The organism is Bradyrhizobium sp. 142 (assembly GCF_023074015.1).
Lineage (GTDB): Bacteria > Pseudomonadota > Alphaproteobacteria > Rhizobiales > Xanthobacteraceae > Bradyrhizobium.
The window spans coordinates 1-26,045 of the sequence record NZ_JADPKQ010000052.1; the positions used below are offsets into that span (position 1 = coordinate 1).

The 26,045-nt window shown below is 64.0% G+C and carries 21 protein-coding genes; 10 read left to right on the top strand and 11 right to left on the bottom strand.

Going from position 1 to position 26,045, the window contains the following annotated elements; genetic code table 11:
* Positions 1-365: 365 nt before the first annotated feature.
* Positions 366-791, bottom strand: coding sequence for a DUF1330 domain-containing protein (locus IVA82_RS05615; protein ID WP_247383621.1), 426 nt, complete (start codon positions 789-791; stop codon positions 366-368).
* A gap of 165 nt (positions 792-956) precedes the next feature.
* Between IVA82_RS05615 and IVA82_RS05620 the strand changes: the two genes are divergently transcribed.
* Positions 957-3,167, top strand: a complete 2,211-nt coding sequence (locus tag IVA82_RS05620) for a penicillin-binding protein 1A (protein ID WP_247383622.1) — start codon at positions 957-959, stop codon at positions 3,165-3,167.
* A 345-nt stretch (positions 3,168-3,512) separates the two neighbouring features.
* Here IVA82_RS05620 and IVA82_RS05625 read toward each other — a convergent pair whose 3' ends face one another.
* The 4 genes from IVA82_RS05625 to IVA82_RS05640 all read right to left on the bottom strand — a co-directional run bounded on the left by IVA82_RS05625 (position 3,513) and on the right by IVA82_RS05640 (position 7,777).
* A complete protein-coding gene (locus IVA82_RS05625; RefSeq protein ID WP_247383623.1) occupies positions 3,513-4,352 on the bottom strand; it encodes a SprT family zinc-dependent metalloprotease in 840 nt (279 codons plus the stop codon).
* A gap of 207 nt (positions 4,353-4,559) precedes the next feature.
* Positions 4,560-5,888, bottom strand: coding sequence for a polyhydroxyalkanoate depolymerase (gene phaZ / locus IVA82_RS05630; protein WP_247383624.1), 1,329 nt, complete (start codon positions 5,886-5,888; stop codon positions 4,560-4,562).
* A gap of 121 nt (positions 5,889-6,009) precedes the next feature.
* The gene (locus IVA82_RS05635; RefSeq protein ID WP_247383625.1) at positions 6,010-6,828 is read right to left on the bottom strand and encodes an ABC transporter permease; all 819 of its coding nucleotides are present in this window, start codon (positions 6,826-6,828) and stop codon (positions 6,010-6,012) included.
* 145 nt (positions 6,829-6,973) lie between these two features.
* A complete protein-coding gene (locus IVA82_RS05640) occupies positions 6,974-7,777 on the bottom strand; it encodes an ABC transporter ATP-binding protein (RefSeq protein WP_247383626.1) in 804 nt (267 codons plus the stop codon).
* Positions 7,778-7,979: 202 nt separating this feature from the next.
* Here IVA82_RS05640 and IVA82_RS05645 point away from each other — a divergent pair, with 202 nt between their 5' ends.
* Together IVA82_RS05645 and IVA82_RS05650 are read left to right on the top strand one after the other, a co-directional pair.
* Complete coding sequence (locus IVA82_RS05645) at positions 7,980-9,290, top strand: ActS/PrrB/RegB family redox-sensitive histidine kinase (protein ID WP_247383627.1); 1,311 nt, start codon at positions 7,980-7,982, stop codon at positions 9,288-9,290.
* A 103-nt stretch (positions 9,291-9,393) separates the two neighbouring features.
* On the top strand, positions 9,394-9,948 hold the full coding sequence (locus IVA82_RS05650) for an ActR/PrrA/RegA family redox response regulator transcription factor (protein ID WP_187436523.1): 555 nt from the start codon (positions 9,394-9,396) through the stop codon (positions 9,946-9,948).
* Positions 9,949-10,125: 177 nt separating this feature from the next.
* Here IVA82_RS05650 and IVA82_RS05655 read toward each other — a convergent pair whose 3' ends face one another.
* Positions 10,126-10,617 (bottom strand): MmcB family DNA repair protein, encoded by a 492-nt coding sequence (locus tag IVA82_RS05655; RefSeq protein WP_247383628.1) that lies wholly within the window; start codon positions 10,615-10,617, stop codon positions 10,126-10,128.
* Between the two features lie 200 nt (positions 10,618-10,817).
* Positions 10,818-12,428, bottom strand: a complete 1,611-nt coding sequence (locus tag IVA82_RS05660) for an alpha-amylase family glycosyl hydrolase (protein WP_247493187.1) — start codon at positions 12,426-12,428, stop codon at positions 10,818-10,820.
* Between the two features lie 171 nt (positions 12,429-12,599).
* Between IVA82_RS05660 and IVA82_RS05665 the strand changes: the two genes are divergently transcribed.
* The gene (locus IVA82_RS05665; RefSeq protein ID WP_247383630.1) at positions 12,600-13,280 is read left to right on the top strand and encodes an MBL fold metallo-hydrolase; all 681 of its coding nucleotides are present in this window, start codon (positions 12,600-12,602) and stop codon (positions 13,278-13,280) included.
* Positions 13,281-13,399: 119 nt separating this feature from the next.
* On the opposite strand, the gene IVA82_RS05670 is transcribed toward IVA82_RS05665, so the two are convergent.
* The gene (locus tag IVA82_RS05670) at positions 13,400-13,768 is read right to left on the bottom strand and encodes a helix-turn-helix domain-containing protein (protein ID WP_247383631.1); all 369 of its coding nucleotides are present in this window, start codon (positions 13,766-13,768) and stop codon (positions 13,400-13,402) included.
* Positions 13,769-13,909: 141 nt separating this feature from the next.
* Here IVA82_RS05670 and IVA82_RS05675 point away from each other — a divergent pair, with 141 nt between their 5' ends.
* Positions 13,910-14,215 carry a hypothetical protein gene (locus IVA82_RS05675; RefSeq protein ID WP_247383632.1) on the top strand — a complete coding sequence of 102 codons (306 nt, stop codon included), beginning with the start codon at positions 13,910-13,912 and terminating at the stop codon, positions 14,213-14,215.
* Positions 14,216-14,428: 213 nt separating this feature from the next.
* On the opposite strand, the gene IVA82_RS05680 is transcribed toward IVA82_RS05675, so the two are convergent.
* Both IVA82_RS05680 and IVA82_RS05685 read right to left on the bottom strand, forming a co-directional pair.
* Positions 14,429-15,604 carry a PHB depolymerase family esterase gene (locus IVA82_RS05680; protein WP_247383633.1) on the bottom strand — a complete coding sequence of 392 codons (1,176 nt, stop codon included), beginning with the start codon at positions 15,602-15,604 and terminating at the stop codon, positions 14,429-14,431.
* Positions 15,605-15,743: 139 nt separating this feature from the next.
* A complete protein-coding gene (locus IVA82_RS05685) occupies positions 15,744-17,156 on the bottom strand; it encodes an MFS transporter (protein WP_247383634.1) in 1,413 nt (470 codons plus the stop codon).
* A 269-nt stretch (positions 17,157-17,425) separates the two neighbouring features.
* On the opposite strand from IVA82_RS05685, the gene IVA82_RS05690 reads away from it, so the two are divergent.
* Positions 17,426-18,661, top strand: a complete 1,236-nt coding sequence (locus IVA82_RS05690; protein ID WP_247383635.1) for an LLM class flavin-dependent oxidoreductase — start codon at positions 17,426-17,428, stop codon at positions 18,659-18,661.
* Between the two features lie 140 nt (positions 18,662-18,801).
* The gene (locus IVA82_RS05695; protein ID WP_247383636.1) at positions 18,802-20,178 is read left to right on the top strand and encodes a cytochrome P450; all 1,377 of its coding nucleotides are present in this window, start codon (positions 18,802-18,804) and stop codon (positions 20,176-20,178) included.
* A 48-nt stretch (positions 20,179-20,226) separates the two neighbouring features.
* Here the strand turns inward: IVA82_RS05695 and IVA82_RS05700 are convergent, their stop codons facing one another.
* A complete protein-coding gene (locus IVA82_RS05700; protein ID WP_247383637.1) occupies positions 20,227-21,066 on the bottom strand; it encodes a glucose 1-dehydrogenase in 840 nt (279 codons plus the stop codon).
* A 179-nt stretch (positions 21,067-21,245) separates the two neighbouring features.
* On the opposite strand from IVA82_RS05700, the gene IVA82_RS05705 reads away from it, so the two are divergent.
* The 3 genes from IVA82_RS05705 (at position 21,246) to IVA82_RS05715 (ending at position 25,852) form a co-directional block, all read left to right on the top strand.
* Entirely contained in the window at positions 21,246-22,211 is a 966-nt protein-coding gene (locus IVA82_RS05705) for a sensor histidine kinase (RefSeq protein ID WP_247383638.1), read from the top strand.
* Between the two features lie 218 nt (positions 22,212-22,429).
* Entirely contained in the window at positions 22,430-24,160 is a 1,731-nt protein-coding gene (locus IVA82_RS05710) for an EAL domain-containing protein (protein WP_247383639.1), read from the top strand.
* 249 nt (positions 24,161-24,409) lie between these two features.
* Entirely contained in the window at positions 24,410-25,852 is a 1,443-nt protein-coding gene (locus IVA82_RS05715) for a sigma 54-interacting transcriptional regulator (protein ID WP_247383640.1), read from the top strand.
* Positions 25,853-26,045 lie beyond the last annotated feature (193 nt).

The following is a 26,045-nucleotide window of genomic DNA, read 5'->3' on the forward strand; positions in this document are numbered from 1 at the left end:
CGCTCTCTCAGAGGGGTCCCGTCCTTGCTGGGCTTTGCCTCCACCCGTGCATGAAAGATCAGGGTACCGGGCTGCGCGCCCGACCGGATACAAGGTGATGCGGTCCTGCCGCATTGTCATTCACGGCCCAGGCCTCGCATCACGTCACACCTGTTATCGTCATCGCGTGCGTTGCAGGGACGCCATTGTGGCGCCGAGCTCGTCGCGCTCAAGGCCGCTGCCGCGCCGTCTCCGGCGGTGGCCTACGGCCAGCCTTGACCGCTCCTCGCCGCGGCGCCCAAGACCGCCGCCATCAAACGACGCCCTCTTGACAACTCACTCCCCATACAAGGATGACGGAGAGGGATCGCCACTTTGAGCGGCGTCTACCCGGGTATCTCGCCAAAATTCTTGCCCACCGGCAGCACCGCGTGCCGGATCAGGCGGGAGTCCTCTACCGCCGCCTGCCGGTGCTTCACCGCTGCGCGGTAGACGGGATCGCGGATCATCTCGACGAAGGCTTTGACGCTTGGGTATTCGGCAATGAAGCAATGGTCCCAGCGCTCCTCCTGCGGACCGATCAGCATCAGCTCGAATTTGCCTTGCCAGACGATGCGGCCGCCAAGCCGCGCGAACACCGGGCCGCTCTCGCGGCCATAGGCCGCATAGGCTTCCGCACCGCTCGCCTTGCGGCCGTCCGGATAGGCTGCCTCTTTGCGCAGCCGCACCAGGTTGAGCATGTGTATCGGACCGGGGCGGTCGTTGTCCCGGAATTGCGCAAAGATCTCCCTGGTCGGATCGATATGGCCCATGCGTTTTTCCTCTTTTTGTGCGCCGATCCTAGCGCCGCCGCCTGGCGAGCGGAACTGCGGCGGGCCAATGCCGCACCTCCTAATCGCGCGTTAAGCTCTGGGTAACCGGGCCTTAAACAGCGACCGCTAGCGTGCGGCGGGGTGGGCTGACCGGGCGTTTTGCGTATGGCGTGGGGAAAGAAAAAGGGTGGCGGGCGGAAAGAGCCGCTATTCGGCCTGCCCGCGGCGCTCGCCGATCTGCGCCTGACGGTGGCAGACCGCATCCCCAACGCCGAGGACAAGCCGAAAAAATCCGCCAAATCATCCGCCAAGCGCAAGAGCGAGAATTCTCCCGACGAGCCGCCGCGCGAGCGCAAGGCGCAGGCCGGCCGCAGCGGCGCCAAGCGCCGGTCGAAGTCCCGCGGCGGGTTTAGTCTCGGCCGTCTCGTCTATTGGGGCGCGGTGCTCGGCCTATGGGGCGCGATCGCCGGAGTCGGGATCGTGGTCTGGGTGGGCGCGCATCTGCCGCCGATCCAATCGCTGGAAATCCCAAAACGCCCGCCGACGATCCAGATCGTCGGCATCGACGGCAGCATGCTGGCGCAGCGCGGCGAGATGGCCGGCGCCAATGTGTCGCTGAAGGACCTGCCGCCCTATCTACCGAAGGCGTTCATCGCCATCGAGGACCGCCGCTTCTATTCGCATTTCGGCATTGACCCGGTCGGGATCCTGCGCGCCGCCGTCACCAATGTGCTCCATCGCGGCGTGTCGCAGGGCGGCTCGACGTTGACGCAGCAGCTCGCCAAGAATTTGTTCCTGACCCAGGAACGCACCATGGCGCGCAAGCTGCAGGAGGCGGAGCTCGCGATCTGGCTGGAGCGCAAGCATTCCAAGAACGAGATTCTCGAACTCTATCTCAACCGGGTCTACTTCGGCTCCGGCGCCTACGGCGTCGAGGCCGCCGCGCAGCGCTATTTCGGCAAGTCGGCGAAGAACGTCACCGTCGCTGAAGCTGCGATGCTGGCCGGCCTCGTCAAATCGCCCTCGCGGCTGGCACCGAACCGCAATCCGGAAGGCGCGGAAGCGCGCGCGCAAATCGTGCTCACGGCGATGGCGGATGCCAAATTCATCACCGAAGCGCAGGCCAAGGCCTCGATCGGCCATCCCTCCTACAATGTGAAGCCGGTCGGCGCCGGCACCGTCAATTACGTTGCCGACTGGATCGGCGAGGTGCTGGACGATCTCGTCGGGCAGATCGACCAGAGCATCACGGTCGAGACCACGATCGATCCGAAGCTCCAGAGCGTGGCGGAGGCCGCCATCATCGACGAGCTCGCGGCCAAGAGCGTGAAGTTCAATGTCAGCCAGGGCGCGCTGGTGGCGATGACGCCCGACGGCGCGGTGCGCGCCATGGTCGGGGGGCGGAACTACGCCGACAGCCAGTATAACCGTGCGGTCACCGCAAAGCGCCAGCCGGGCTCCTCGTTCAAGCCGTTCGTCTATCTGACCGCGCTCGAAGCCGGGCTGACGCCCGACACCGTCCGCCAGGACGCGCCGATCGAGGTCAAGGGCTGGAAACCCGAGAACTACACCCATGAATATTTCGGCGCGGTGACGCTGACGCAGGCGCTGGCAATGTCGCTCAACACGGTCGCGATCCGCCTCGGCCTCGAGGTCGGGCCGAAGAACGTGGTGCGCACCGCGCACCGGCTCGGCATCTCCTCAAAACTCGAGCCCAACGCCTCGATCGCGCTCGGCACCTCCGAGGTCTCGGTGGTCGAGCTGGTCGGCGCCTATGCCCCCTTCGCCAATGGCGGCTTCGCGGTGGCGCCGCATGTGGTGCGGCGGATCAAGACGCTCGACGGCAAGCTGCTCTACATGCGCCAGGCCGACGAGCGCAGCCAGGTGATCGACCCGCGGATGGTCGGGATGATGAACACGATGATGCGGGAGACGCTGATCTCCGGCACCGCGAAGAAGGCGGAGATCCCGGGCTGGCCGGCGGCCGGCAAGACCGGCACCAGCCAGGATTACCGCGACGCCTGGTTCATCGGCTACACCGCCAACCTCGTCACCGGCGTCTGGCTCGGCAATGACGACAACTCGCCGACCAAGAAGGCGACCGGCGGCGGCCTGCCGGTGGAAGTCTGGTCCCGCTTCATGCGCACCGCGCACGAAAGCGTGCCGGTCGCGAACCTGCCGAGTTCACCGGGTGGTTGGGGCCTGTCGAATTTGGCGCAGGCGGCATCGCAAGTGTCGCCGCCGACAGCGTCTGCTCCAGCGTCGGCCACCAATGGCGGCTACCGCCCGCCGCCCACACGCGCCAATGTGCGGCCGGAACCAGCGGCCGGACTCGATGGCTGGCTGATGGACCGGCTGTTCGGCGGAAATCGGTAGCGTCGGCCCGAGATCTCTGCAGCCTCAAAACAAAAACTGAAAAACAACCCCATGCACAGTAGCCGGGGATGTCCGGCGCGACGCGCGGTGGATCGTGCGAAGGCTTTGAAGCGACGGTGCAAATCAAGCGTGGCGCGCAATCACCGCGGCGTGTGGGATGAGTTGGGCGACATGCGTAGAATGTCGCCTCATCTCAAACTGTCATTCCCCGCGCAGGCGGGGAATCCAGTACGCCGCGGCCTCTCGATCCATTACGACGGCCTCTGGAATACTGGATCGCCCGCTCCAGTGCGCAAGTGCGCACAAGGCGGGCGATGACAGCGTCGAATGGAGCGAGGGCCAGCCCTAATCCTCGGCCCCATACCGGTGCAGATCGTTGCCGTAGGTGTCGAGCCACTTCTTGGCGCGCTCCATCGACGGGCAGGCTTTTCCGCACACGCGCCAGAACCGCGCCGAGTGGTTCATCTCGACCAGATGCGCGACCTCGTGCGCGGCGAGATAGTCGAGCACGAAGGGCGGTGCGAGGATCAGGCGCCAGGAGAACGACAGCGAGCCGGCCGAGGTGCAGGAGCCCCAGCGGCTGGATTGATCGCGGATCGAGAGCCGCTTGACCTTGACGCCGAGCTCGATCGCATAGGCCTCAGCCGAGCGCTGAAGATCGCGGCGCGCCTCGCGCTTGAGGAAGTCATGGACGCGGCGGTCGGCATGGTCGACGCCGCCGGCGACGCAGAGAATGCGTTCACCGGAATCGCGCACCTCGGTCCACACCGTGCCGCGCGCGCCGGCGCGATGAACGATGCGATGGGGCACGCCGCGAAGCGGTATCAATGTTCCGGGCTGGAACGGTGCCGCCTTCGGCAATCGGCCGAGACGCGCCGCGATCCAGGCGCCGTGACGCTGCGCGAAGTCTTTCGCCTCGGCGAGCGTGCCGCGCGGCGGCATGGTGAGGATGGCCTCGCGGTCGCTCGGATGAATTCTCAGCGTGTAACGGCGCGCGCGGCGGTGCCGGCGCAGCCGAATCGCGAAAAATTGCGATCCATGAGTGATGACGAGGGTCTTAGGTTCGTGGGGCCGCCGATAGAGGAGCGCGCGAGTGGCCATGTCTGTCAGTCCGGGGGGCAGGAGTGCGCCCGGATTCTGCCATAACCGCCGCCAGGGAAAGCGCTCGGCGCAAAAACAAATCATTTGCCCAATATACAGGGGTCAGGCGTCCGGGAGACCCTACAGACTGGGGTTGGAACCCCAATTTTTCGCCCCCGCTGGACGCCATGTAGCCTCCCCAAAAGGTGAGTTAAGACTCACTCCTTGAAGACTACCTAAATACCGCGAATCTGGAAGGAACCGGCCCTCCGGTAGGCCTCGAATTTTTGGCGGGAAAGCCGAAAAACGCTGCTATTCGGCTGCGAGAGCCTGCAATGAGTTCGGATTCGCTGCTGAGACCATGAAATCGTGGATCCGCGGCACGATTTCCGACTTGAAGCGCGATCCATTGAACACACCGTAATGTCCGACGCCCTTCTGGACATAATGAACGCGGCGGTGATCGGGAATCGAACTGCACAATTCGTGCGTTGCTTCGGTCTGGCCGAGACCGGAGATGTCGTCGTTCTCGCCTTCGACCGTCATCAACGCGACGCGCGTAACCTTGGAGGGATCGACGCGTGTTCCACGATGCGTCATCTCGCCCTTCGGCAGCGAGTGCTTCACGAACACGGTGTCGACCGTTTGCAGATAATATTCGGCGGAGAGGTCCATCACCGCAAGGTATTCGTCGTAGAAGTCGCGGTGCTTGTCGACAAGGTCGCCGTCGCCCTTCACCAGATTGGCGAAGAGCTGCTTGTGAGCATCCATATGCCGGTCGAGATTCATGCTGATGAAGCCGTTCAGCTGCAGGAATCCCGGATAGACGTCGCGCATCATGCCGGGATGCGGGAACGGCACCTTGGTAATGACGTGGTTGCGGAACCAGTCGATGCCGCGCTCCTGGGCGAGGTCGTTCACGCCGGTCGGATTGCGGCGGGTGTCGATCGGGCCTCCGATCAGCGTCATCGAGATCGGCACGAAGGGATCACGCCGCGCTTCCGTGATCGAAACCGCGGCGACGACGGGAACGGAGGGCTGGCACACCGCCATCACATGGGTGTTGCCGCCGAGGACGTGCAGCATCTCGATGATGTAGTCGATGTAATCGTCGAGATCGAAGCGGCCATCGCTGAGCGGCACCATGCGGGCGTCGGCCCAGTCGGTGATATAGACGTCATGCGCCGGCAGGAAGGCTTCTACCGTGCCGCGGAGCAGCGTCGCATAATGGCCCGACATCGGCGCGACGATCAGCACGCGCGGCTGCGGGCTGCGCAGGGGACGGGCGAACTTGCGATCGAAGTAGAGCAGCCGGCAGAACGGTTTTTCCCAGACCGAACGGATCTCGACGGGAACGCGGATGCCGTTGACTTCGGTATCGTTGAGGCCCCATTCCGGCTTGCCGTAGCGGCGCGTGGTGCGCTCGAACAATTCGCAGGCCGCGGCGACCGATTTGCCGACCTCGGTCCGCGCCCAGGGATTCAGGGGATTCTGAAACAGGAGCTTGGTCGCATCGGTGACGGCGCGCGCCGGATTGAGAGAGGCCTGCGCCATCTCGTACATCCAGTACATCGGCGTCGTCAGGACCGGACTGCCTTCTGCCGCCAGGGGCGGCGCGCCGCCGAACTCACCAATAGGCATGATCATATCCCTCTTCGCATCGCAGCATACTGCCGAATGCGTAATATTGCGTCAATGCATGGTTCCATAGATCTACGTGCCGCACACGGCTAAACCAGCCTGAATCCACGGGAAAGTGAAGCTATTCGCCGCCCGACAGCAGCGAGCCGCTTTTCTTGGCGCTGCGCAAAAGGGCGAGGAATGCCCCAAAAGATGCAGCCAGCAGCGCCGCATTGATCGCCAGCGCATCCAGCATCAGGTCGGTGCGGAAGGTGTTCTCGATCAGGAGTGCGCGCATTCCCTCGAACACATAGGTCGGCGGCAGCGCCCAGGCGACATATTGCAGCCAGACCGGCAGCACGCTGGCGGGATAGTATACGCAGGCAAGCGGCAGGATCGCGAACATCAAGGTCCAGACGATACTCTCGGCTCCCAGGCCGTTCCGCAGCACCAGCCCCGAGACGAAAATGCCGACCGACCAGCTGGTGAAGATCAGGTTGCAGAAGAACGCGATCAGCGGCAGGCCGAGGCCGTAGACGTTGAAGTGAAACAGGAACAGCGCCAGCAGCGTCATCGGAATGACGCCGATCGCGAGCCGGATCAGGCTCATGATCATCAGCGACAGCAAAAACTCGATCGGCCTCAACGGGCTCATCATGAGATTGCCGATGTTGCGCGCCCACATCTCCTCCAGGAACGAGATGGAGAAGCCGAGCTGTCCGCGGAACAGGATATCCCAGAGAATGACGGCGCCGATCAGCGTGCCGCCGGCACGCGCGAAGAAATTGGCGTTCTGGGCGATGTAGAGCTGCAGGAAGCCCCAGGTGATGACCTGCAGCGCCGGCCAGTACAGCAGCTCGAGCAGCCGCGGCCAAGACGACATCAGCAGATACCAGTAGCGCAGGATCATCGCGCCGATGCGGCGCATGGAAATGCCGCGATGGAGGGACAATTCACTCATTGCCGCACCGAGTAGCCGGGATGGAGCCAACGGGTCGGCGCAAAGCGCCGCCCGATGGCGCAATCCGGGAATCGTGCCACAAGCGGCGAATGCCCCGGATTGCGCTTCGCTCCATCCGGGCTACGGCTGAACCATAGGGGCTCGCTCATCGCGCGGCCTCCCGAACGCCATTCCCCCGGCCGCGCGCGACATCCAGGAACACTTCCTCCAACGTCGAGCGATTGTAGCGCGCCATGATCGCCTCGGGGGTATCGTCATCCTCGATGCGGCCGCGCTTCATGATGATGACGCGATCGCAGAGCCGCTCGACCTCGAGCATATTGTGCGAGGCAAGCAGGATGGTGGCATTGTTGTCGCGGCGATAGCGTTCCAGGTGCGCCCGCACCCAATCGGCCGTATCAGGATCGAGCGAGGCGGTTGGCTCGTCCAGCAGCAGCAGCTCCGGCTGGTTGATCAGCGCCTTGGCGAGCGCGACGCGGGTCTTCTGTCCGGCGGAGAGCTTGCCGTTGGCGCGGTCGATGAACTCGGTAAGATCGAGATCGCCGGCCAGCTTTGCGATACGGTCGGGCAGATGCTTCACCGCATAAAGCTTGCCGAAGACGGTGAGATTCTGCCGCACCGTGAGCCGCATTGGCATGTCCACGTAAGGACTCTCGAAATTCATCCGCCCCAGCACCGCGGAGCTCTGCTCCGGCATCCGGTGCCCGAGCACCCGTACGCGGCCGGAGGTCGGCAGCACCAGGCCCATGATCATCGCGATCGTGGTGGTCTTGCCTGCGCCGTTGCCACCCAGCAGGCCGGTGATGCTACCGCGCGGAAGCGAGAATGAGATGTCGTCCACCGCGCGGGTCTGCTTGTAGACCTTGACCAGACGGTCGACCTCGATTGCCGCGGACGAAATCCCATCCGCGACAGTCGACCGACTTGAAGCATTGTCGTTCCCGGTCATGCTGGGGCCGTTCTTCCGCCATTGCGGGATCAAGCGCAAGGCTTGACGTGAAGAACAGATGCAAAGACTTGACGCCAAGGCTGGTTGTAAAGGCTTGTTGCAAAGGCGTGTTGTAAGGCTTGATGTAAGAGACTTGTAGGGCGATGGAACGGTTGGCCGGGCATGTTTCTGATCGGCCGCATGCATCGCTGGATTGGAAGAGATGACCGAGACCGCCGATACCGACTTCCGCAATCCGCAGCGACACATCCGCCTCGACACGATCCTGCGGCTGCGCTGGCTCGCGGTGCTGGGCCAGCTCGCTGCGATCTTCATCGTGGCGCAGGGGCTGGAGTTCAACGTCGAGATCGTGCCCTGCGTCAGCATCATCGCGCTGTCGGCGGCGGTCAATCTGGCGCTGCAAACCGCAGCCAACCCGATGCAGCGGCTCGAGCCGATCCAGGCGGCCGGACTGCTTGCGCTGAACATCGTGGAACTGGCGGGATTGCTGTTCTTCACCGGCGGATTGCAGAACCCATTCTCGTTCCTGTTCCTCGCGCCCGTGCTGATCTCGGCGACCGCACTGCCCGCCCGGCTCACCTTCGGCCTTGGTCTGCTCGCCGTGGCCTGTGCCTCGATGCTGTTCTTCTTTCATCTGCCGCTGCCCTGGGATTCGGACGATCCGCTGGTGCTGCCGCCGATCTATCTCGTCGGCGTCTGGCTCTCGATCGTGCTCGCGATCGGCGTCACCAGCCTCTACTCCTTCCAGGTGACTCAGGAGGCGCGCAAGCTTGCGGACGCGCTGGCTGCCACGGAGCTGGTGCTGACGCGCGAACAGCATCTGACCCAGCTCGACGGGCTCGCTGCGGCCGCCGCGCACGAGCTCGGCACGCCGCTCGCGACTATCTTCCTGATCTCGCGCGAGCTGGAAAAGACGGTGAAAGAGCCGAGCTTTGCTGCCGACCTGAAAACCTTGCGAGAGCAGACGCAGCGCTGCCGCGACATCCTGAGCAAGATCACGCAGCTCTCCCCCAGCGGCGCGCCGTTCGACCGCATGAAGCTGTCCGAGCTGATCGAGGAGGTGGTGGCGCCGCACCGCGATTTCGGCATCGACATCAAGGTGCGGATCGCAATTGCCGCCGCGGCCGAACCGGTCGGCTCGCGCAACCCGGCGATCCTCTACGGCGTCGGCAACATCATCGAGAACGCCGTCGATTTCGCCAACTCCACCGTCGAGGTGAACGCCTGGTGGAACAACGACACCACCGAGATCGTGATCTCCGACGATGGCCCGGGCATTCCGCCCGACCTCCTCAACCGGATCGGCGAGCCCTATCTGTCGCGGCGGCGCAGCCAGGACGAAGGCGGCGGCCTCGGACTCGGCGTCTTCATCGCACGCACTTTGCTGGAACGAACCGGTGCCAAGGTCGCGTTTACCAATCGGACTTTCCCGGACCATGGTGCGGTGGTCCGGATTGCGTGGCCGCGGCAGCGTTTTGAGGCTATCGAGACGCTTGAAGAAACAATAGGATAGGGCGCGACCTTGCGTCGCACAACAGGGCCGATCGACTATTGGCGGCCTTGGCACCGCCTGATTGCGACGCCATATGTGGACGCGCTGGAGAGAGGACAAAACCTTGAACGCCATCGCCGAACTGAACGAACAGACCGACCGCTCGCTTCTCATCGTCGAGGACGACAAGCCGTTTCTGGAGCGGCTATCGCGCGCGATGGAGACACGCGGCTTCGCCGTGACATCGTGCGACACGGTCTCGGATGGTCTTGCACAGATCGGCAAGGCGGCGCCCGCATTCGCCGTGGTCGATCTGCGGCTCGGTGACGGCAACGGCCTCGACGTCGTCTCGGCGCTGAAGAAGAAGCGCCCCGATGCCCGCGCCATCGTGCTGACCGGCTATGGCAACATCGCCACCGCCGTGACTGCGGTGAAGATGGGCGCGATCGATTATCTCTCGAAGCCCGCGGACGCCGACGACGTCGTCGCCGCGCTGCTCTCGACCGGCACGGACAAATCCGAGCTGCCGGCGAATCCGATGTCGGCCGACCGCGTGCGCTGGGAACATATCCAGCGCATCTACGAGATGTGCAACCGCAACGTCTCGGAGACGGCGCGGAGGCTGAACATGCACCGGCGCACGTTGCAGCGCATTTTGGCCAAGCGCGCGCCGAGGTAGTTCTGCGCTCAGATCTAACACCGTCATCCTGAGGTGCTCGCCTTGCAAAGCAAGGCGGGCCTCGAAGGGCGACGGCCCGGCTGCATCGAGGCCGTGCATCCCTCGAGGCTCCCCACCCCGCGCGTTGCGCGGCGCGGCTCGCACCTCAGGATGACGGGGATAGACGACGCGGTGCCGCTACTCCCAAAACTCCGCGTGCCCCTGCGGATCGACCAGCCGGTTGATCCGCAAGCCTGCCGCCATCGCGAACCGCACCGTCATCTGCTTGCGCGTGGCCGCAGCGATCTTGTGTTCGGGCGCCTCGCAATGCAGGTGCGCGCCATAGGCATCCGCGATAATCAGGCCGGTGCCTTCCGGAAAGATCTCGCAAGGCAGACCCTGCGTGAAGGCGAAGAACAGCCGGTCGCAATGGGCGCGGTATTCCGGCCATTTCTGATCGGCACGCAGATCCTCCACCGACGATTTGATCTCGACGATCCAGATCTCGCCGCGCTCGTTCAGCGCCACCAGATCCGCACGCCGGCCCGACGGCAGCGGCAATTCGCTGATGCAGGTGAACCCGAGCGAGCGCAGCAACCGCGCCGTGCCGCGCGCGATTGCCAGCGCCGTCTCCGATTGACGGCGGTCGGGCGGCGGCACGAGGGCGATGTTGCGGACGGTGCTATCCATAGAGGGAGTGTAGCCGATTCCGTTGGGTGCGGACACCCAGAGAGTCGTTGTTGCCTATTCTCAAATGTCGTCCTGGCGAAAGCCAGGACCCATTGCCCCAGAGGGGCGTTGTAGCGCGAGCTGATAGCCACCAATCCTCGCCAAACTACTCCCTGTGGTAATGGGTCCTGGATCTGCGCTTCGCTTGTCCAGGACGACGGTTAGGGGTGTTGTGGTGGCGGCGCCACCACCACACCCTCATTGCCGCGCAGATCCAGCACGCCTTCGAGCTTCTCTCCCTCCCGATCCAAAAACGTCGAGAGCAATATCTCGCTGCCAAAGCGAACCGCGCTGGTGGTCACTGCGATCGGATCGGACCCGAGATTGAGCACGACGATCACCGCCCCGCCCTCTGTCTCGCGGCGATAGACCAGGAGATCGCCTTGCGCCGCGATCGGGTGATAGTCGCCCGACACCAGCGGCGGACATGTCTTGCGTAACGCGATCAGCCGCCTGTACAGCGCGAGGATCGAGCGCGGGTCGGCTTCGAGATTGACGACGTTTTCGTGGATGTGATCCTCCGGCAGCGGCAGCCACGGCTTGACCTCCGAGAAGCCGCCGAAGTTCGACGAATCCCACTGCATCGGCGTGCGGCAGCCGTCACGGCCGACGCCGATGCCGGGCACGTTCTTCTCGAAGGGATCGCGCACGTCCTCGGGCGCGATCGCGAGCTGATGCATGCCGATCTCGTCGCCGTAATAGAGTGTCGGCGTGCCGCGCAGCGTCAGCAGCAGCATGGCGGCGACACGGGCCTGCTCAGGCCCGATCCGGCTTGCAACGCGCGGACGATCGTGATTACCCAGCACCCAGTTCGGCCAGGCGCCTTTCGGCAGCGCCTTCTCGTAATCCTCGATGATCTTCTCGATCGACCGCGCGCTCCAGAAGGTCGAGAGCAGCGCGAAATTGAATGGCATCTGCGCGCCGGTGAGATCGTTGCCGTAATAGGCCATGAGACGGTGCAGCGGCAGATAGATTTCGCCGATCAGCACGCGCGCACCAAAGGCCTCGGTGACGCGGCGCATCTGCGCGATCAAATCATGCACCTCGGGCTGGTCGGTGGAATATTGCGTCAGGATCTTTTCGTTCGGCGGCCGCCCCTCGACGTAATGCGGGTTTGGCGGATTGTCGCGGAATTCGGCGTCCTTGATCAGGTGCCAGATCACGTCGACGCGAAAGCCATCGACGCCTCTTTCCAGCCAGAACCGCATCGCGTCGTAGATCGCCGCGCGGACATCCGGATTGCGCCAGTTGAGATCGGGCTGCTGGGCGAGGAAGGCGTGGTAGTAATATTGGCCGGTCGTCTCGTCGAATTGCCACGCGCTACCGCCGAACTCCGACAGCCAATTGTTCGGCGCACTGCCGTCCGGCTTTGGATCGCGCCAGATGTACCAATCGCGTTTGGGATTGTCGCGCGAGGACCGGCTCTCGATAAACCAGGGATGCTGGTCGGAGGTGTGGTTGGGCACAAGATCGAGGATCAGCTTCAAACCGTTGTCATGCGCGGCGCCAAGAAGCGCATCGAAATCCTCCATCGTGCCGAACAGGGGCTCGATGCCGACATAGTCGGAGATGTCGTAGCCGAAATCGGCCATCGGCGAGGGAAAGATCGGCGACAGCCAGATTGCATCGACGCCGAGGGATTGCACATAAGGCAGCCGCCGCAGGATGCCGGCGAGATCGCCGACCCCGTCACCATTCGAGTCCTGAAAGGAGCGCGGATAGATCTGATAGAAGATGCCGTCGTGCCACCAATTGTCGCCGCTCTGAGGCATGCCGGAAATACCACCCGAAGTTCTGCCTTTGCGCGAGAGAACGCGAAAGCAACGCGCCGGTTCAAATCAGCAAGCCAATTGGGACGGCCGTGTGACGATTGCTGCCGCTGTTCCCGCTCCCCGCACGAATCTTTTGCTTGGCGGCATGGCAAAAATCGGCATTGTGAGGCCATGACCGAGCAAAACGACACGCATGAATCCCAAGCGGCCAAGGCCGGCGCGATCATCGTTCCCGTGACGCTGTTCGAGCAGAATTGCACCATCATCTGGGACGAGCCCGGCAAGAAAGCCGTGGTGATCGATCCCGGCGGGGACGTGCCGAAGATTCTGGAGGCGATCAAGCAGACCGGCGTCACCGTGGAGAAGATCTGGCTGACCCACGGTCATATCGACCATGTCGGCGGCGCAGCGGACTTGCGCGATGCGCTGAAGGTGCCGATCGAAGGCCCGCATGCCGCCGACAAGTTCCTACTCGACAATGTCGTCGAGAGCGGCGCGCGCTTCGGCATGACCGGGGTGCGCAATTTTGCGCCAGACCGCTGGCTGGAGGAGGGCGACACCGTGTCGATCGGCGGCTTGCAGTTCGACATCCTGCACTGCCCCGGCCACTCACCGGGCAGCGTGGCGTTCTTCAACAAGCAGTTGCGCTTCGCCCACGTCGGCGACGTCCTGTTCGCAGGCTCGGTCGGGCGCACCGACCTGCCCGGCGGCAGTCACGCGACGCTGATCGATTCGATCAAGACCAAGCTGCTGCCGCTCGGCGACGATGTCGGCTTCATCTGCGGTCATGGCGCCGGCTCGAGCATCGGCCAGGAGCGGATGACCAACCCGTTCATCGCCGGCGAGATGTAATCGCTAAAGCGCGACAAGTATCATCGCGCTTTAGCTTTTTGTTTGAGCATGATCTCCGAGCAAACGCGTTCCGCGTTTGTCGCGAGGGAGAACCGCTTCACACTTTTCCGGATCGTGCTCTACTCCGCGGCGTCTGCGAGCGGCACGGGTTCGCTCAAATTACGCTCGCCCCAGTCGCGGATGGCGGCGACGACCGGCACGAAGCTCTTGCCCTTGCGTGTCAGGCGATACTCGACCTTGGGCGGCACCTCGCCGAAATCCTTGCGATCGATCAGGCCGCTTTGCGTCAGCGCCTTCAATTCCCGGCTGAGCACGCGCGGGGCGATCTCGGCGCTGCCGATCGTGCCGCGCAACAGGCCGCTCCTGATCTCGCCATAGCGGCGCGGGCCGTCCTTGAGGTCCCAGACGATACGCAGCTTGTACTTGCCGCTGATCATTTTCTGAAAGGCCGCGACCGGACAGGTGCGCGCCGCAATCGCCTTCGCCATGTCGTCCCCTCCATGCGCCAGCCGGGCTCGAGCCGAGGATAGGAGCAACGCCGAAAAAGTCCATACTATCAATTTTGTCCATACTTGCAGGATCGCTCCAAGCGCGCAGATGATCACGCACGGACCAACAGGGAGCGTCACATGAAGCACTTCATGATCAAGTACGAATTCAAGAACGGAACGACCGAAGCCTGGCACCAGGAGATCAGCCGCTTCATCAAGGCGATCGACGCCGATCCGGAGCTGAAAGGACGGATCGGCTACCGCGTCATGAAGAACCGGGACGACAGCCACTATTTCCACCTCGCCAGCGTCAGCGACGAGGCCGCGCAAAAAACGCTGCAATCGCGCGACTTCTTCAGGCATTATCAGGAGATGACGCGGAAGGTCGCTACCGGCGGCGAGGTGACGGCGACGCCGATCGAATGGATCGATCAGACGGCGTAGCTTTCACGTGTGACGCGATTGCGCTACAAACTCCGCCGTCGTCCCGGACAAGCGCGCGGAGCGGCGCGCCGATCCGGGACCCATAATCACAGGAAGCTGTGATTACGAGGACTCGGAGTTGCGCCTGCGCACCTAACTGCATCCTGTGGCTATGGGTCCCGGATCGGCGCGCGCTTGAGGCGCGCTTGTCCGGGACGACGAGCTGGGGTGGAGCTACTTCATCAATCCCGCGGCCGTGAGCGCTCGCGTGATGATCTGGCCGAGGTCGAGGCCGCGCGCCTTGTCGCGCTTCGGCGCGGTCGCCACTTCGGCGACCGCGGCGCGGATCGAGCGGGCGAGATGCGGTGCGGGCGAAAGTACGGGCTTCGCTGCCACGGCAGGCCTTGGCGCCGATGTCTTCGCGTCCGGAATCCAGCCGGTCAGGCCGAAGAATTTCGCGATGTGGTAGGAGGAGGAGATGCCCGCCTCGATCAGGAACGCGCCTTCCGTTCCATAGCGCTGGTCGTTGTCGGCAACGCCAAGCGGCGTGCCATGGGCCATGTCGGCGATGTTGTAGAACTCGACCAGCGTTTCGCCGTCCTTGTTCCACCAGGCCTGGCGCGGATAGCCGTCGACATCGGTCTCGGCCATCGGCATCTCCGGCAGATCGTGCAGATCGAGCCACTGCTTGACGATCTCGTCAGCATTGCCGGGATTGACGGTGCGGTCGGCGCTGCCGTGCCACACCGACACCTTCGGCCACGGACCGCGATGGTCCGAAGCGTTACGCACGAGATCGCCGAGCTCGCGTGCCGGCCGTGTCGGCGAATGGAACATGCCGTCCAGCGCTTCGCGCAGGTTCGACGCGATGCCGTAGGGAAGCCCGGCGATGATGGCGCCGGCTGCGAAGACTTCCGGATAGGTCGCAAGCATCACCGACGTCATGCCGCCGCCGGCGGAGAGGCCGGTGACGAAGATGCGCCGCGGATCGACGCGATGCGCCTCGGCCATGTGCGCGATCATCTCGCGGATCGAACACGCCTCGCCGCTGTCCCGCGCGGTGTCTTCCGGATTGAACCAGTTGAAGCAGGTGTTGCTGTTGTTGGCGCGCTGCTGCTCGGGCATCAGCAGCGCAAAGCCATAGTGCCTGGCCAGCGTCGACCATCCCGCACCGAGGTCGTAGGTCGCCGCCGTCTGGCCGCAGCCGTGCAGCACGACGACGAGCGCGCGCGGCTTTTGCAATTGCGCCGGCACGAATTTGAACATGCGCAGATTGCCGGGGTTGCTGCCGAAGCTCGTCACTTCTTCCAAGGGGCTGGATGAGCCGGCGCTCCGGCCGAGCTCGGCAAAGCGCAAACCATCCGCCTTTGACAGGCGTCTCAAGAGATCAACATTTCTGGCGAGCGACACGGCAACTCCTGGCAGGCGACGTTCAACGTCACCCAAATCAAATAGTTGCTGCGGCGCAAAATAAAAAGACCGTGTGCTGTCGATCGCTACGAAATCGCGGGAAAACCCGCAAGAATCCGCAAGTATGAACCGCAATGCCTTAACTTCGTGCAGAGGCAAGGCGCATCCACGCCAGAAATGCGGCGCAGATCGTGATTAACGCCGCAAACAGCGCGAGCGAGACGACGAATCCTGCGCGCGCCGATTGCAACGATTCGATGACGAAGAATACCGCGCCGATTGCGGCCACTCCGGCCGCATTTCCAATCTGCGCGGTGGTGCCGTAGATGCCGGAGGCAGAACCTGCAGCGGCCGGCTTCACGGTCGAGAGCACCGCGCCGGACAGTGGCGCCATCACCAGCCCTTGACCGTAGCCGAAGATGAGCATGGTCAGCGCGAGCTCAATCGGCGTCGGCGCATCAACAAAGCCTGCAACAAGCGCCAGCGCAGCGAGGCCCGCGATCTGCAATGCGCAGCCCTCGATCAACACCAGGGTGCCGCGATGTCGCGCCCGCGCGCCGCTGTGGCGTGACGCCACCACGAAGGCGAGCGCAAGCGGAATGAAGGCGATGCCGGCTGCGAGTGGCGCGATCTTCAGACCACTTTGCATGAACAACGTCATCACCAAATAGAAGGACAGATTGGCGGCGAAGAAAAACAAGGCTGCCCCGAGCCCGCGCAGAAAGGCCGCGTCCGCCAGCAAGGTGAGATCGATCAGCGGCATGCCGCCGGCGCGCGCGACGGAATGTTCGAGCCGCAAAAAGCCCGCGAGAATTGCACCGCCGATCGCCATCACCGCCCACAGCCACGGCGCCCAGCCCACATCATGACCGAACAGCAGCGGTCCGATCAGGCACAGCAGCCCGGCGAACAGCACGATGCTTCCCTTGATGTCGAGCCGTGTACCGGCCCGGCGCGGCACCGACGGCATGATGCGCCATGCGACGGCCGCGATGACGAGGCCGCAGGGCACGTTGACGACGAACACCGCGCGCCAGCCGATGCCGGCGAGATCGATCGTGACCAGCAGGCCGCCGAGCAGGAAGCCCGCCGCGCCCGCAAGCCCCAGCACGATGCCGTAGATGGCGAAGGCGCGGCTGCGCGAATCATCGGTGAACAGCAGATGCAGCGTCGCCAGCACCTGCGGCACCATCAGCGCCGCGGTCGCGCCCTGCGCCAGCCGCGCTACGATCAGCTCCACGCCCGATTGCGCCAGCCCGCACCACAGCGAGGTCAGGCTGAAGCCGAGCACGCCGGCCAGGAAGACGTTCTTGGTGCCGTGAATGTCGCCGAGCCGGCCGCCCGTGACGACCAGCGTGGCATAGGCGATCAGGTAGATCGCGATGACGGACTCGATCTGCGTCGGCGTCGCATGCAGATCGACCGCGATGGTGGGAATGGCGACATTGACCACGAAAGCATCGACGCCGAACATGAACTGGGCAGCCACGACGATCGCCAGCACCCACCAGCGCCGGGACGAATCGATTTGGTGTGTGACGGTTTGATGCATCGGGACGGGGACTTCTTTCGAGCTTCGCTGCCCGAATGTTTCAGATTGATCGCGGCGTCGCGATTACCTCGGAGGTAAGCATCGCGCGCTCTTCACCTCGCCCCGCTTGCGGGTCATCGCATATGGCGTTTTGGGCGGCTTGAGCGCGCGCCTCGTCTTCGCGCATGCCTGCATTCCGCGGCGCGGGACATCGTGCGATTGCGTTCGCTCGTCGCAGCACGTAGCCTCGCGGCCTCAACAAACAAAAAATCAAAGCCGGAGAGAACGCCATGGCGCGCCTGAAATTCGGAGCTTTCCTTGCCCCGCATCACCCGATCGGGGAGCATCCGATGCTTCAGTTCCGGCGCGATCTCGATCTGGTCGAGCAGCTGGACAGCCTCGGCTATGACGAATTCTGGTGTGGCGAGCATCACTCCTCCGGCTGGGAGACGATCGCCTCGCCCGAGATGTTCCTGGCCGCGGCCGGCGAGCGCACCAAGCGGATCAAGCTCGGCACTGGCGTGGTGTCGCTGCCCTACCATCATCCCTTCAACGTCGCCCAGCGCATGGTGCAGCTCGACTACATGACCGGCGGCCGCGCCATCTTCGGCTCCGGCCCCGGCGCGCTCGCCTCCGACGCGCACACGCTCGGCATCGACCCGATGACCCAGCGCGACCGCCAGGACGAGGCGATCGGCGTGATCCGCCGCCTGTTCAACGGCGAGCGCGTCACCGCCAAGAGCGATTGGTTCACCATGAACGACGCCGCGCTCCAGATCCTGCCGTTGCAGGAGGAGATGCCGTTCGTGGTGGCGTCGCAGATCTCGCCCTCCGGCATGACGCTCGCCGGCAAATACGGCATCGGCATCATCTCGCTGGGCTCGATGACGACACAGGGGCTGATGTCGCTCCAGCAGCAATGGCAGTTCGCCGAGGACGCCGCCAGGAAGCACGGCACCAAAGTCGATCGGGCGAACTGGCGCGTGCTGCTGACCTGGCACCTCGCCGAGACCCGCGAGCAGGCCAGACGCGAGGCCGGCGCTGGGCTGATGCGCTGGCACAACGAATATAATGTCGGCACGCTGCAACGGCCAGGCCTCACCGCGTTCGCCTCGCCCGACGAGGCCGTGAACAAGACCGCTTTTGTCGACGGCGCGGCCTCCGTCATCGGCACGCCAGACGATCTCGTCAAGATGATCAAGAACGTGATGCAGGTGTCGGGCGGCGTCGGCGCCATCATCGGCTTCGTGCACGACTGGGCCAATCCGGAAGCCACGCGCCGGAGCTGGGACATGGTCGCGCGCTACGTCGTACCGGAGATCAACGGCTATATCGACGGCCTCCGCAAGTCGCAAAAATTCGTGATCGAGAACCGCGCGATCTTCGAACGCGCGGGCCAGGCCGTGATGGCGAAGATCATGGAGAACGAGAAGGCAGCCGAGGCGCTGAAGGTGACCGGCGCCGGGCGTGTCGCCATTCCCGCCGTCAACGCCCCGGATCTGCAGAAGGAAGCGGCGAAGCGGTAGGCCTCGTCACCGCCTCCGTTGGGCGGTGACCTGTCAGACGTTTTTCGGCCTGTGCTATGCTGGTCGTTTTAGCCTGGCGCAGGCCGCAATATGCCGCCCTCGCGCGATTTCTGTTCGGTCCGCCAACCGGAGCAATCGTCATGTCGATGCAGAACGTGGCCTCGCCTGAGCTCAGTTTCACCCCGCCCAAGCGCAACGAACTGACGCACATTCCCGGCGACGAGGGCTGGCCAATCATCGGCAAGACCTTCCAGGTGCTGGCGGATCCCAAGGGTCATATCGAGGCGAACGGCGCCAAATACGGCCTAGTCTACCGCACCCATTTCTTCGGCGAGACCAACGTCGTGCTGCTTGGCCCCGAGGCCAACGAACTCGTGCTGTTCGACCAGCACAAGCTGTTCTCGTCGACCCACGGCTGGAACAAGGTGCTCGGCCTGCTGTTTCCGCGCGGATTGATGCTGCTCGATTTCGACGAGCACCGGCTGCACCGCAAGGCGCTCTCGGTCGCATTCAAATCCGGGCCGATGAAGTCCTATCACAGCGATCTCGACCGCGGCATCGCCGCTCGCGTCGCGCAGTGGAAGGCGAAGCCGGGCACGATGCAGCTCTATCCGGCAATGAAGCAGCTTACGCTCGATCTGGCCGCAACATCCTTCCTCGGCGCCGAGATCGGACCGGAGGTCGACGAGATCAACCGCGCCTTCGTCGACATGGTTGCGGCCGCGGTCACCCCGATCCGCCGCCCCTTGCCCGGCACGCAGATGGCGCGCGGTGTGAAGGGCCGCAAGCGCATCGTCGCCTATTTTCGCGAGGAGATTCCGCTACGCCGCGGCAATCACGGCGGCGACGATCTGTTCTCGCAGCTCTGCCGTGCTACCCATGAGGACGGCGCGCTGCTCTCCGAGCAGGACATCATCGACCACATGAGCTTCCTGATGATGGCGGCGCACGACACGCTGACCTCGTCGCTGACCTCCTTCGTCGGCGAGCTCGCGGCGCATCCGGAGTGGCAGAAGAAGCTGCGCGACGAGGTTTTGGCGCTCGAGCTTTCCGCCGATGCGCCGACCAGCTTCGACGATCTCGAAAAGATGCCGCTGTCGGAGATGGCCTTCAAGGAAGCGCTGCGAATCAAGCCGCCGGTGCCGTCGATGCCGCGCCGCGCCATGCGCGATTTCACCTTCAAGGGCTTTAGGGTTCCCGCCGGGACGGCAATCGGCATCAACCCGCTCTATACCCATCACATGAAAGACATCTGGCCGGAGCCGGATCGCTTCGATCCCTCTCGTTTCACCGAGGAAGCCCAGCGCAACCGCCACCGCTTCGCCTGGGTGCCGTTCGGCGGCGGCGCGCATATGTGCCTCGGCCTGCACTTCGCCTACATGCAGGCCAAATGCTTTGCGCGGCACTTCCTGCAGAACGTCGAGGTGTCGCTGGAGCCGGGCTACACGCCCGACTGGCAGATGTGGCCGATCCCGAAGCCGCGGGACGGGCTGCGGGTGGTGGTGAAGCCTTCGTAGGGTGGGTTAGCGCAGCGTAACCCACCCTACCAATCCTCCCGTGTGGCGCTACGCCCCCTGGTCGAACGCCTTGCGCAACGCGACGTAGCCCTGCTGCTGCTGGCTCCAGTTGCGGCCGCCGGTGATGGCGCCGTCGACGACGAGATCGTGGCCGTTGATGAAGCTGGATTCGTCGCTGGCCAGAAACACTGCGGCATGCGCGATGTCGTCGGGAAGGCCCGCGCGCGGGATCGGCTGCGCGGTCTTGTAGACCTCGCGCATCACGGCCGGCGTCTTCTCGGCCGCATCGGTCGAGAGCCCCAGCGCCTTGCCGAAAATGCCGGTGGCGATGGCGCCGGGCGAGATCGAGTTGACGCGCACGTTGGCTTCGCCGAGCTCCATGGCGACGCATTTGGTGAGATGGATCACGGCGGCCTTGGCCGCGCCATAGACCATCGAGGACGAGAAGCCGGCGAGGCGGCCGGCGATGCTGCCGTTGTTGATGATGCTGCCAGATCCCTGCTGCTTCATGAGGGGCGCGGCGTGCTTCATGCCGAGCATGACGCTGCGCACCAGCGTTGCCATCGCCGCATCGAACCGCTCAACCTCGAGGCCCTCGATGCCGCCGGTCTGCGCCGGACCGCCGGCATTGTTGAACAGGCAATCGATCCTGCCGAACTTGTCGACCGCCAGCGCGATCAGCACGCGCATCTGCTCTTCGACCGTCACGTCCGTCTGGCGGAAGATGCAGTTGGCGCCGAGCTGCTTCGCCAGCGCCTCGCCTTCCGGTACGCGCCGGCCAGCGATCACAATTTTGGCACCTTCGGCAACGAAGACTTCCGCGGTCCGCAATCCGATCCCGCTCGTCGCGCCCGTAATCACCGCAACCTTGCCGTCCAGCCTGCCCATGGAGTGTTCCTGTTTCCGAACCGTTTGATGCCAAATTGCGGGCGCCGATCTATGACGGCGCCGCGACAATCACTATTCCTGCCCGCTCCGGACAAGGCAAGCTATGCTTGTGCGAGCGACATGCGTAACATTCCCGCCCAAAGGTCGAATTTCAGACGCAGATCGCAGCCGGGCAGCGCATGGGGAAGCTGATCGACGAATTCCGCAAGAGCTGGCAGGGCGTGGCGCCGCCAACGCTCGGCCTGAGCATTGCCTTCGCGGTGGCCTGCCTGCTGGTCGCGACGCTGGCGCGCTGGGGCCTCGCGCATGTGCGCCCCGACGTCTACTTCACGCCGTATTTCCCGGCCGTGTTCTTTGCCGCCGCGTTCGGAGGCTTGCGGATCGGCGTCGCTACGGCACTGGTCGGCGGCGTGCTCGGCGTCGTGCTGAATTTCGGCGATGCCTTTGCCGATCGCGCCCGGTTCGCCCTGCTGGCGCTGTATTGGGGGGTCAGTGCGCTGACCATCTGGGGCGTCGAGCATTATCGCTCGCTGTTGATCGAGCAGAGGCGGATTTCCAAGCGCCTGATCGAAGAAGAGGATTACCGCAAGCTGCTGGTCGACGAGCTCCAGCACCGGCTGAAGAACAAGCTGTCGACGGTGCATGCGGTGCTGCATCAGGTACTGCACGACCAGCCGCAGATCTGGGCCCGGATCGATCCGCGGCTGCGGTCGCTGGCCGCGACCGACGACCTGATTTCGCGGATCGACAGGGCCGGCTGCGACATTCGCGACCTCCTGATCTCGGAGCTTGGCCCATACGGCCATGTCCGCTTCACGCTCAACGGCGACCGGCTATTCCTGCCGCCGAAACTCGCGGTGACGCTGTCGCTGATGTTTCACGAGCTCGCCACCAATGCAGGCAAATATGGTGCGTTCTCCGCACCGCGCGGATTGCTGCAGGTGTCATGGACCGTCAGCGATGACCGCCTGTCCATCACCTGGGACGAAACCGAAGGACCGAGCATCGACAATGTGTCCGAAGCCGGCTTCGGCACCCAGCTGCTGAAGTCGGCGCTGTCAGCCTTCGACGGCAAGACCGAGATCTCTTACTTGAAGACCGGGCTGCATTGCACCATGCAATGCCGCATTCCCCGCAGCGAATAGCCGCTGCAAACGAAAGCGGATCGCGGGCTTCGCTGGCACTTTCGCAAGCGGCGTTGACCCCCTGTTAATGACGATCGGCTGCCCGCGCCAGAACGCCGCAAGTTTCCCGCAAAACACCCCCGCATTTCTCCCGACCCCTTAACCAAACCTAAGAGGGAACCGCGCAAGATCGCGCTCATTGCAAAAGGCGCGCTGAAACAACAAGATTCATGAATTCTATGAACGACAACAGATACTCCGGCGCGACCGAAGCCGAGCTCGGTTTTCTCAAGGAAATCGTTAGAATGCTTCCGGCCGGCGTGACCGTGCAGGACGCCGGCGGCGAACTTCTTCTGGTCAACGATGCGGCGGCCACCCAGCTCGGCATGGACGGCAGCCGCCCTGCGCCGGATCTCGCGCAGCGCCGGGAGGCCTGCCGCCGGGCGCTGAGCGCCGGTCAGGCCGTCGTCACCGAGGAAGCGCTCCAGGATGGGGCTGCACGCCAGGTCCTGCTCACGACCCATCGTCCGGTCCACCTCGCCGGACGCGAGCTCCTGATCTCAGCTTCCGCCGACATCACCGAGCAGAAGAATTTCGAGGACCAGCTATTCCGCTCGGCCTATTTCGACGAGCTGACCGGGCTGCCTTCGCGGCGTGTGATCGAGCACCGCGCCAACGGCCTGCTGGCGCGGGACGGCGAGCGTTTTGCGCTCGCCTTTCTCGACGTCGACAATTTCAAGCACATCAACGACTATTACGGCCATACGGTCGGCGATGCGCTGCTGGTCGAGCTCTCGAAGCGGCTCGGGCGGGACCTGCGCGACTCCGACATATTGTCGCGCATCTCCGGCGACGAATTCCTGCTGCTGCTGTCGCCGATCCAGAGCCAGGAGGAAGTCGCCGAGTTCATGCAGTCGACGCTGGAACGCCTGACCGCGCCGTTCTTCATCGACAATTCGGAAGTGTTCGCCTCCACCTCCGTCGGCGTCAGCCTCTACCCCGATCACGGCCGCAGCTTCGCGACGCTGCGCCAGAACGCCGACATCGCGATGTACCGCATCAAGAACAACGGCAAGGGCTCGGCGGCCTTCTTCGATTCCGGCATGGAGCGCGAGGCGCTGGCGCGGATGAAGATCGAGCAATCGCTGCGGCTCGCCATTCTCGAAAAACGCTTCTGCTGCGCCTTCCAGTCCAAGGTCGACATCAGGACGCAGGCGGTGGAGGGCATCGAGGCCCTGGTACGCCTGCGCGACGACGAAGGTATCATCCAGGCGCCCGGCTCGTTCATCGACCTTGCGACCGAACTCGGGCTGATCGACGAGCTGACCCATCTCGTGCTCGCCGAGATCGTCAAATCGATCGACCTTATCAACGCCACGTTTGGCGCGGACGCGAGCATCAGCATCAATGTCGCCGCTACGCAGGCCGGCAACCCGGAATTCATGCGCAGCTTTGCGCAGGCGCTGGACGAAACCGGCTTTCCCCAACGCTTTATGATCGAGGTGACGGAAGACGCCTTCGTCGCCAAGAATCATTTCCAGGCCGAGATCCTGCCGATGTTCCGCAAGCTCGGTGTCGGCATCTCGATCGACGATTTCGGTAGCGGCTATTCCTCGCTCTCCGCGCTCGCCGACATCACCGCCGACGAGATCAAGATCGACCGCTCCTTCATCACCGACATCCATAAGCGTCCGCGCAACCAGGGCATCTTGCGCGCGATCGAATCCCTGAGCGAGGCGCTCGGCATGACCGTCATCGCCGAAGGCGTCGAATCCTACGAGGAACTGGCGTATCTGCAGGCCGCAACCAGGATCCGCTATGCGCAGGGCTATTATTTCGCCCGCCCGATCTTCCTCGAGGAGCTGACGCTGGCAACGCCCATCTCCAGCGAGGCGCGCGCCAGCGTGGCAAGCCGCCCGACCCAGGCGAATCGCCAAGGCTATTCGCGGGCGAACGGGTACTGGCGGTAAGTCGCGAGGCCCATCCCTGGCGTCGTCCTGGCGAAAGCCAGGACCCATTACCCCAGCGAGCAGTTGTGGGACGAGATGGCCGTTGGCAGTCTTCGCCAAACCACCTCTTGGGGTAATGGGTCCTGGATCTGCGCTCCGCTTGTCCAGGACGACGGCTATGGTGCGGCCAGTTCCGCAACCCCCCGTTTTCGCCCTTTGAAATTATTGCCCTTTTGGTAATAAGCAGACCGGCTTCCCGCGAGGCATGCCATGTCCACTCTCTCTTCCGCCGTCAACGATCCCGCCTATGTCCGCGCGCGGGCGATGGTGACGCTGTTCGAGCGGCTGGAGCACCTCTGCGAGGGCGCGATTGCGATCGACCGCGGCGGGCGGGTCGTCTACGTCAACGAGAAATACCTCGCCGCGCTTGGCCTCAAGCATATTGCGGAAGCGATCGGACGGCCGATCGAGGAGATCATCCCGAACAGCCTGATGCGGAAGGTGGCCGAAACCGGCGAACCGATCCTGCTCGACATCATGGAGCTCGGCGGCGAGCAGCTCGTGGTCACGCGGATGCCGATCGAGGACGAGAACCGGAAGGTCATCGGCGCGATCGGCTTCGTGCTCTATGACCATCTGGAGAGCCTCAAGCCGCTATTGGCCCGCGTCAGCCAGCTCGAGAGCGACCTGCGTCTGGCGCGGCGGCAATTGTCCAACGCCCGCGCGGCGCGCTTCACGTTCGCGGACTTCGTCGGCGTGACACCGGGAATCGCGCAGGCCAAGGAGCTCGCAGGGCGCGCCGCGCGGCAGAGCGTCACGGTGCTTCTCACCGGCGAGACCGGGACCGGCAAGGAAATGCTGGCGCAGGCGATCCACAACGCTTCATCGCGCGCGGACAAGCCGTTCGTCAGCGTCAATGTCGCGGCGATTCCCGACACGCTGATCGAAGCCGAGTTTTTCGGTACCGTGCCCGGCGCCTATACCGGCGCGGACCGCAAGGGCCGCGAGGGAAAATTCCGGATCGCCGACGGCGGCACGCTGTTTCTCGACGAGATCGGCGAGATGCCGCTGCAGTTGCAGGCCAAACTGTTGCGCGTGCTGCAGGAGCGCGAGATCGAGCCGCTCGGCTCGGACAAGGTCTCGAAGGTCGACGTGCGCGTGGTCGCCGCCACCAATGTCGATTTGCGCAAGCGCGTCAGCGACGGCGCGTTCCGGGCCGACCTCTATTACCGGCTCAACGTGCTCTCGATCGAGCTGCCGCCGCTGCGCGACTGCCTTGGTGATCTTCCCGAGATCAGCGCCCGGCTGCTCGAGGACATCAGCGCGTCCGGCGATTACGTCAGCGCCAAGATCACGCCGAGCGCGCTCGCCGCGCTTGCCTGCTACGACTGGCCGGGCAATGTCCGGGAACTTCGCAACATCCTGGAGCGCGCGTTGATCCTCAGCGATTCCGGGCGGCTGACCGGCGACGATTTCGTGCGCATCCTTCCTGTCGGCACGGAGACCCGGCTCGCTGCGCCGGTCCGCGCGGCCGGCTTCGTGGTGCCCTATGCCGAGGCCGAGGCGGAATTCGAGAAGCACACACTCGAGCAAGCGCTCGCCGCCAGCAACGGCCAGATCTCCGAAGCCGCCAAGATGCTGCGCATCTCGCGCGCTACGTTCTACAAGAAGCTTGCCAAGTTCGGCCTCGCCGCGGGACCGGCCGCCGTCTGAGTTTCGAGACACGGCGCGTCCGGAGTCTCGGATTCCTGACAGCGCGCGTTGCCGCTCTGTCCCGGAGCCAACGCTGAAACTGCTGGATTTTCAGCCATTTTGCGCAAATGAACAGCATCTGGCGCGGAGCTTGCTCTTCGCTTTGCACAATGACGCATGCTGCACGTGCGCATTCGCAAACAGGGAGTACGCC

What these genes read in the sequence shown, in the direction of transcription:
- IVA82_RS05615 (WP_247383621.1), bottom strand. Translation starts at nt 791, where the DNA reads ATGGGCCATATCGATCCGACCAGGGAGATCTTTGCGCAATTCCGGGAC.
- IVA82_RS05620 (WP_247383622.1), top strand. Translation starts at nt 957, where the DNA reads ATGGCGTGGGGAAAGAAAAAGGGTGGCGGGCGGAAAGAGCCGCTATTC.
- IVA82_RS05625 (WP_247383623.1), bottom strand. Translation starts at nt 4,352, where the DNA reads ATGATTTGTTTTTGCGCCGAGCGCTTTCCCTGGCGGCGGTTATGGCAG.
- phaZ (WP_247383624.1), bottom strand. Translation starts at nt 5,888, where the DNA reads ATGCCTATTGGTGAGTTCGGCGGCGCGCCGCCCCTGGCGGCAGAAGGC.
- IVA82_RS05635 (WP_247383625.1), bottom strand. Translation starts at nt 6,828, where the DNA reads ATGAGTGAATTGTCCCTCCATCGCGGCATTTCCATGCGCCGCATCGGC.
- IVA82_RS05640 (WP_247383626.1), bottom strand. Translation starts at nt 7,777, where the DNA reads ATGACCGGGAACGACAATGCTTCAAGTCGGTCGACTGTCGCGGATGGG.
- IVA82_RS05645 (WP_247383627.1), top strand. Translation starts at nt 7,980, where the DNA reads ATGACCGAGACCGCCGATACCGACTTCCGCAATCCGCAGCGACACATC.
- IVA82_RS05655 (WP_247383628.1), bottom strand. Translation starts at nt 10,617, where the DNA reads ATGGATAGCACCGTCCGCAACATCGCCCTCGTGCCGCCGCCCGACCGC.
- IVA82_RS05660 (WP_247493187.1), bottom strand. Translation starts at nt 12,428, where the DNA reads ATGCCTCAGAGCGGCGACAATTGGTGGCACGACGGCATCTTCTATCAG.
- IVA82_RS05665 (WP_247383630.1), top strand. Translation starts at nt 12,600, where the DNA reads ATGACCGAGCAAAACGACACGCATGAATCCCAAGCGGCCAAGGCCGGC.
- IVA82_RS05670 (WP_247383631.1), bottom strand. Translation starts at nt 13,768, where the DNA reads ATGGCGAAGGCGATTGCGGCGCGCACCTGTCCGGTCGCGGCCTTTCAG.
- IVA82_RS05675 (WP_247383632.1), top strand. Translation starts at nt 13,910, where the DNA reads ATGAAGCACTTCATGATCAAGTACGAATTCAAGAACGGAACGACCGAA.
- IVA82_RS05685 (WP_247383634.1), bottom strand. Translation starts at nt 17,156, where the DNA reads ATGCATCAAACCGTCACACACCAAATCGATTCGTCCCGGCGCTGGTGG.
- IVA82_RS05690 (WP_247383635.1), top strand. Translation starts at nt 17,426, where the DNA reads ATGGCGCGCCTGAAATTCGGAGCTTTCCTTGCCCCGCATCACCCGATC.
- IVA82_RS05695 (WP_247383636.1), top strand. Translation starts at nt 18,802, where the DNA reads ATGTCGATGCAGAACGTGGCCTCGCCTGAGCTCAGTTTCACCCCGCCC.
- IVA82_RS05700 (WP_247383637.1), bottom strand. Translation starts at nt 21,066, where the DNA reads ATGGGCAGGCTGGACGGCAAGGTTGCGGTGATTACGGGCGCGACGAGC.
- IVA82_RS05705 (WP_247383638.1), top strand. Translation starts at nt 21,246, where the DNA reads ATGGGGAAGCTGATCGACGAATTCCGCAAGAGCTGGCAGGGCGTGGCG.
- IVA82_RS05710 (WP_247383639.1), top strand. Translation starts at nt 22,430, where the DNA reads ATGAACGACAACAGATACTCCGGCGCGACCGAAGCCGAGCTCGGTTTT.
- IVA82_RS05715 (WP_247383640.1), top strand. Translation starts at nt 24,410, where the DNA reads ATGTCCACTCTCTCTTCCGCCGTCAACGATCCCGCCTATGTCCGCGCG.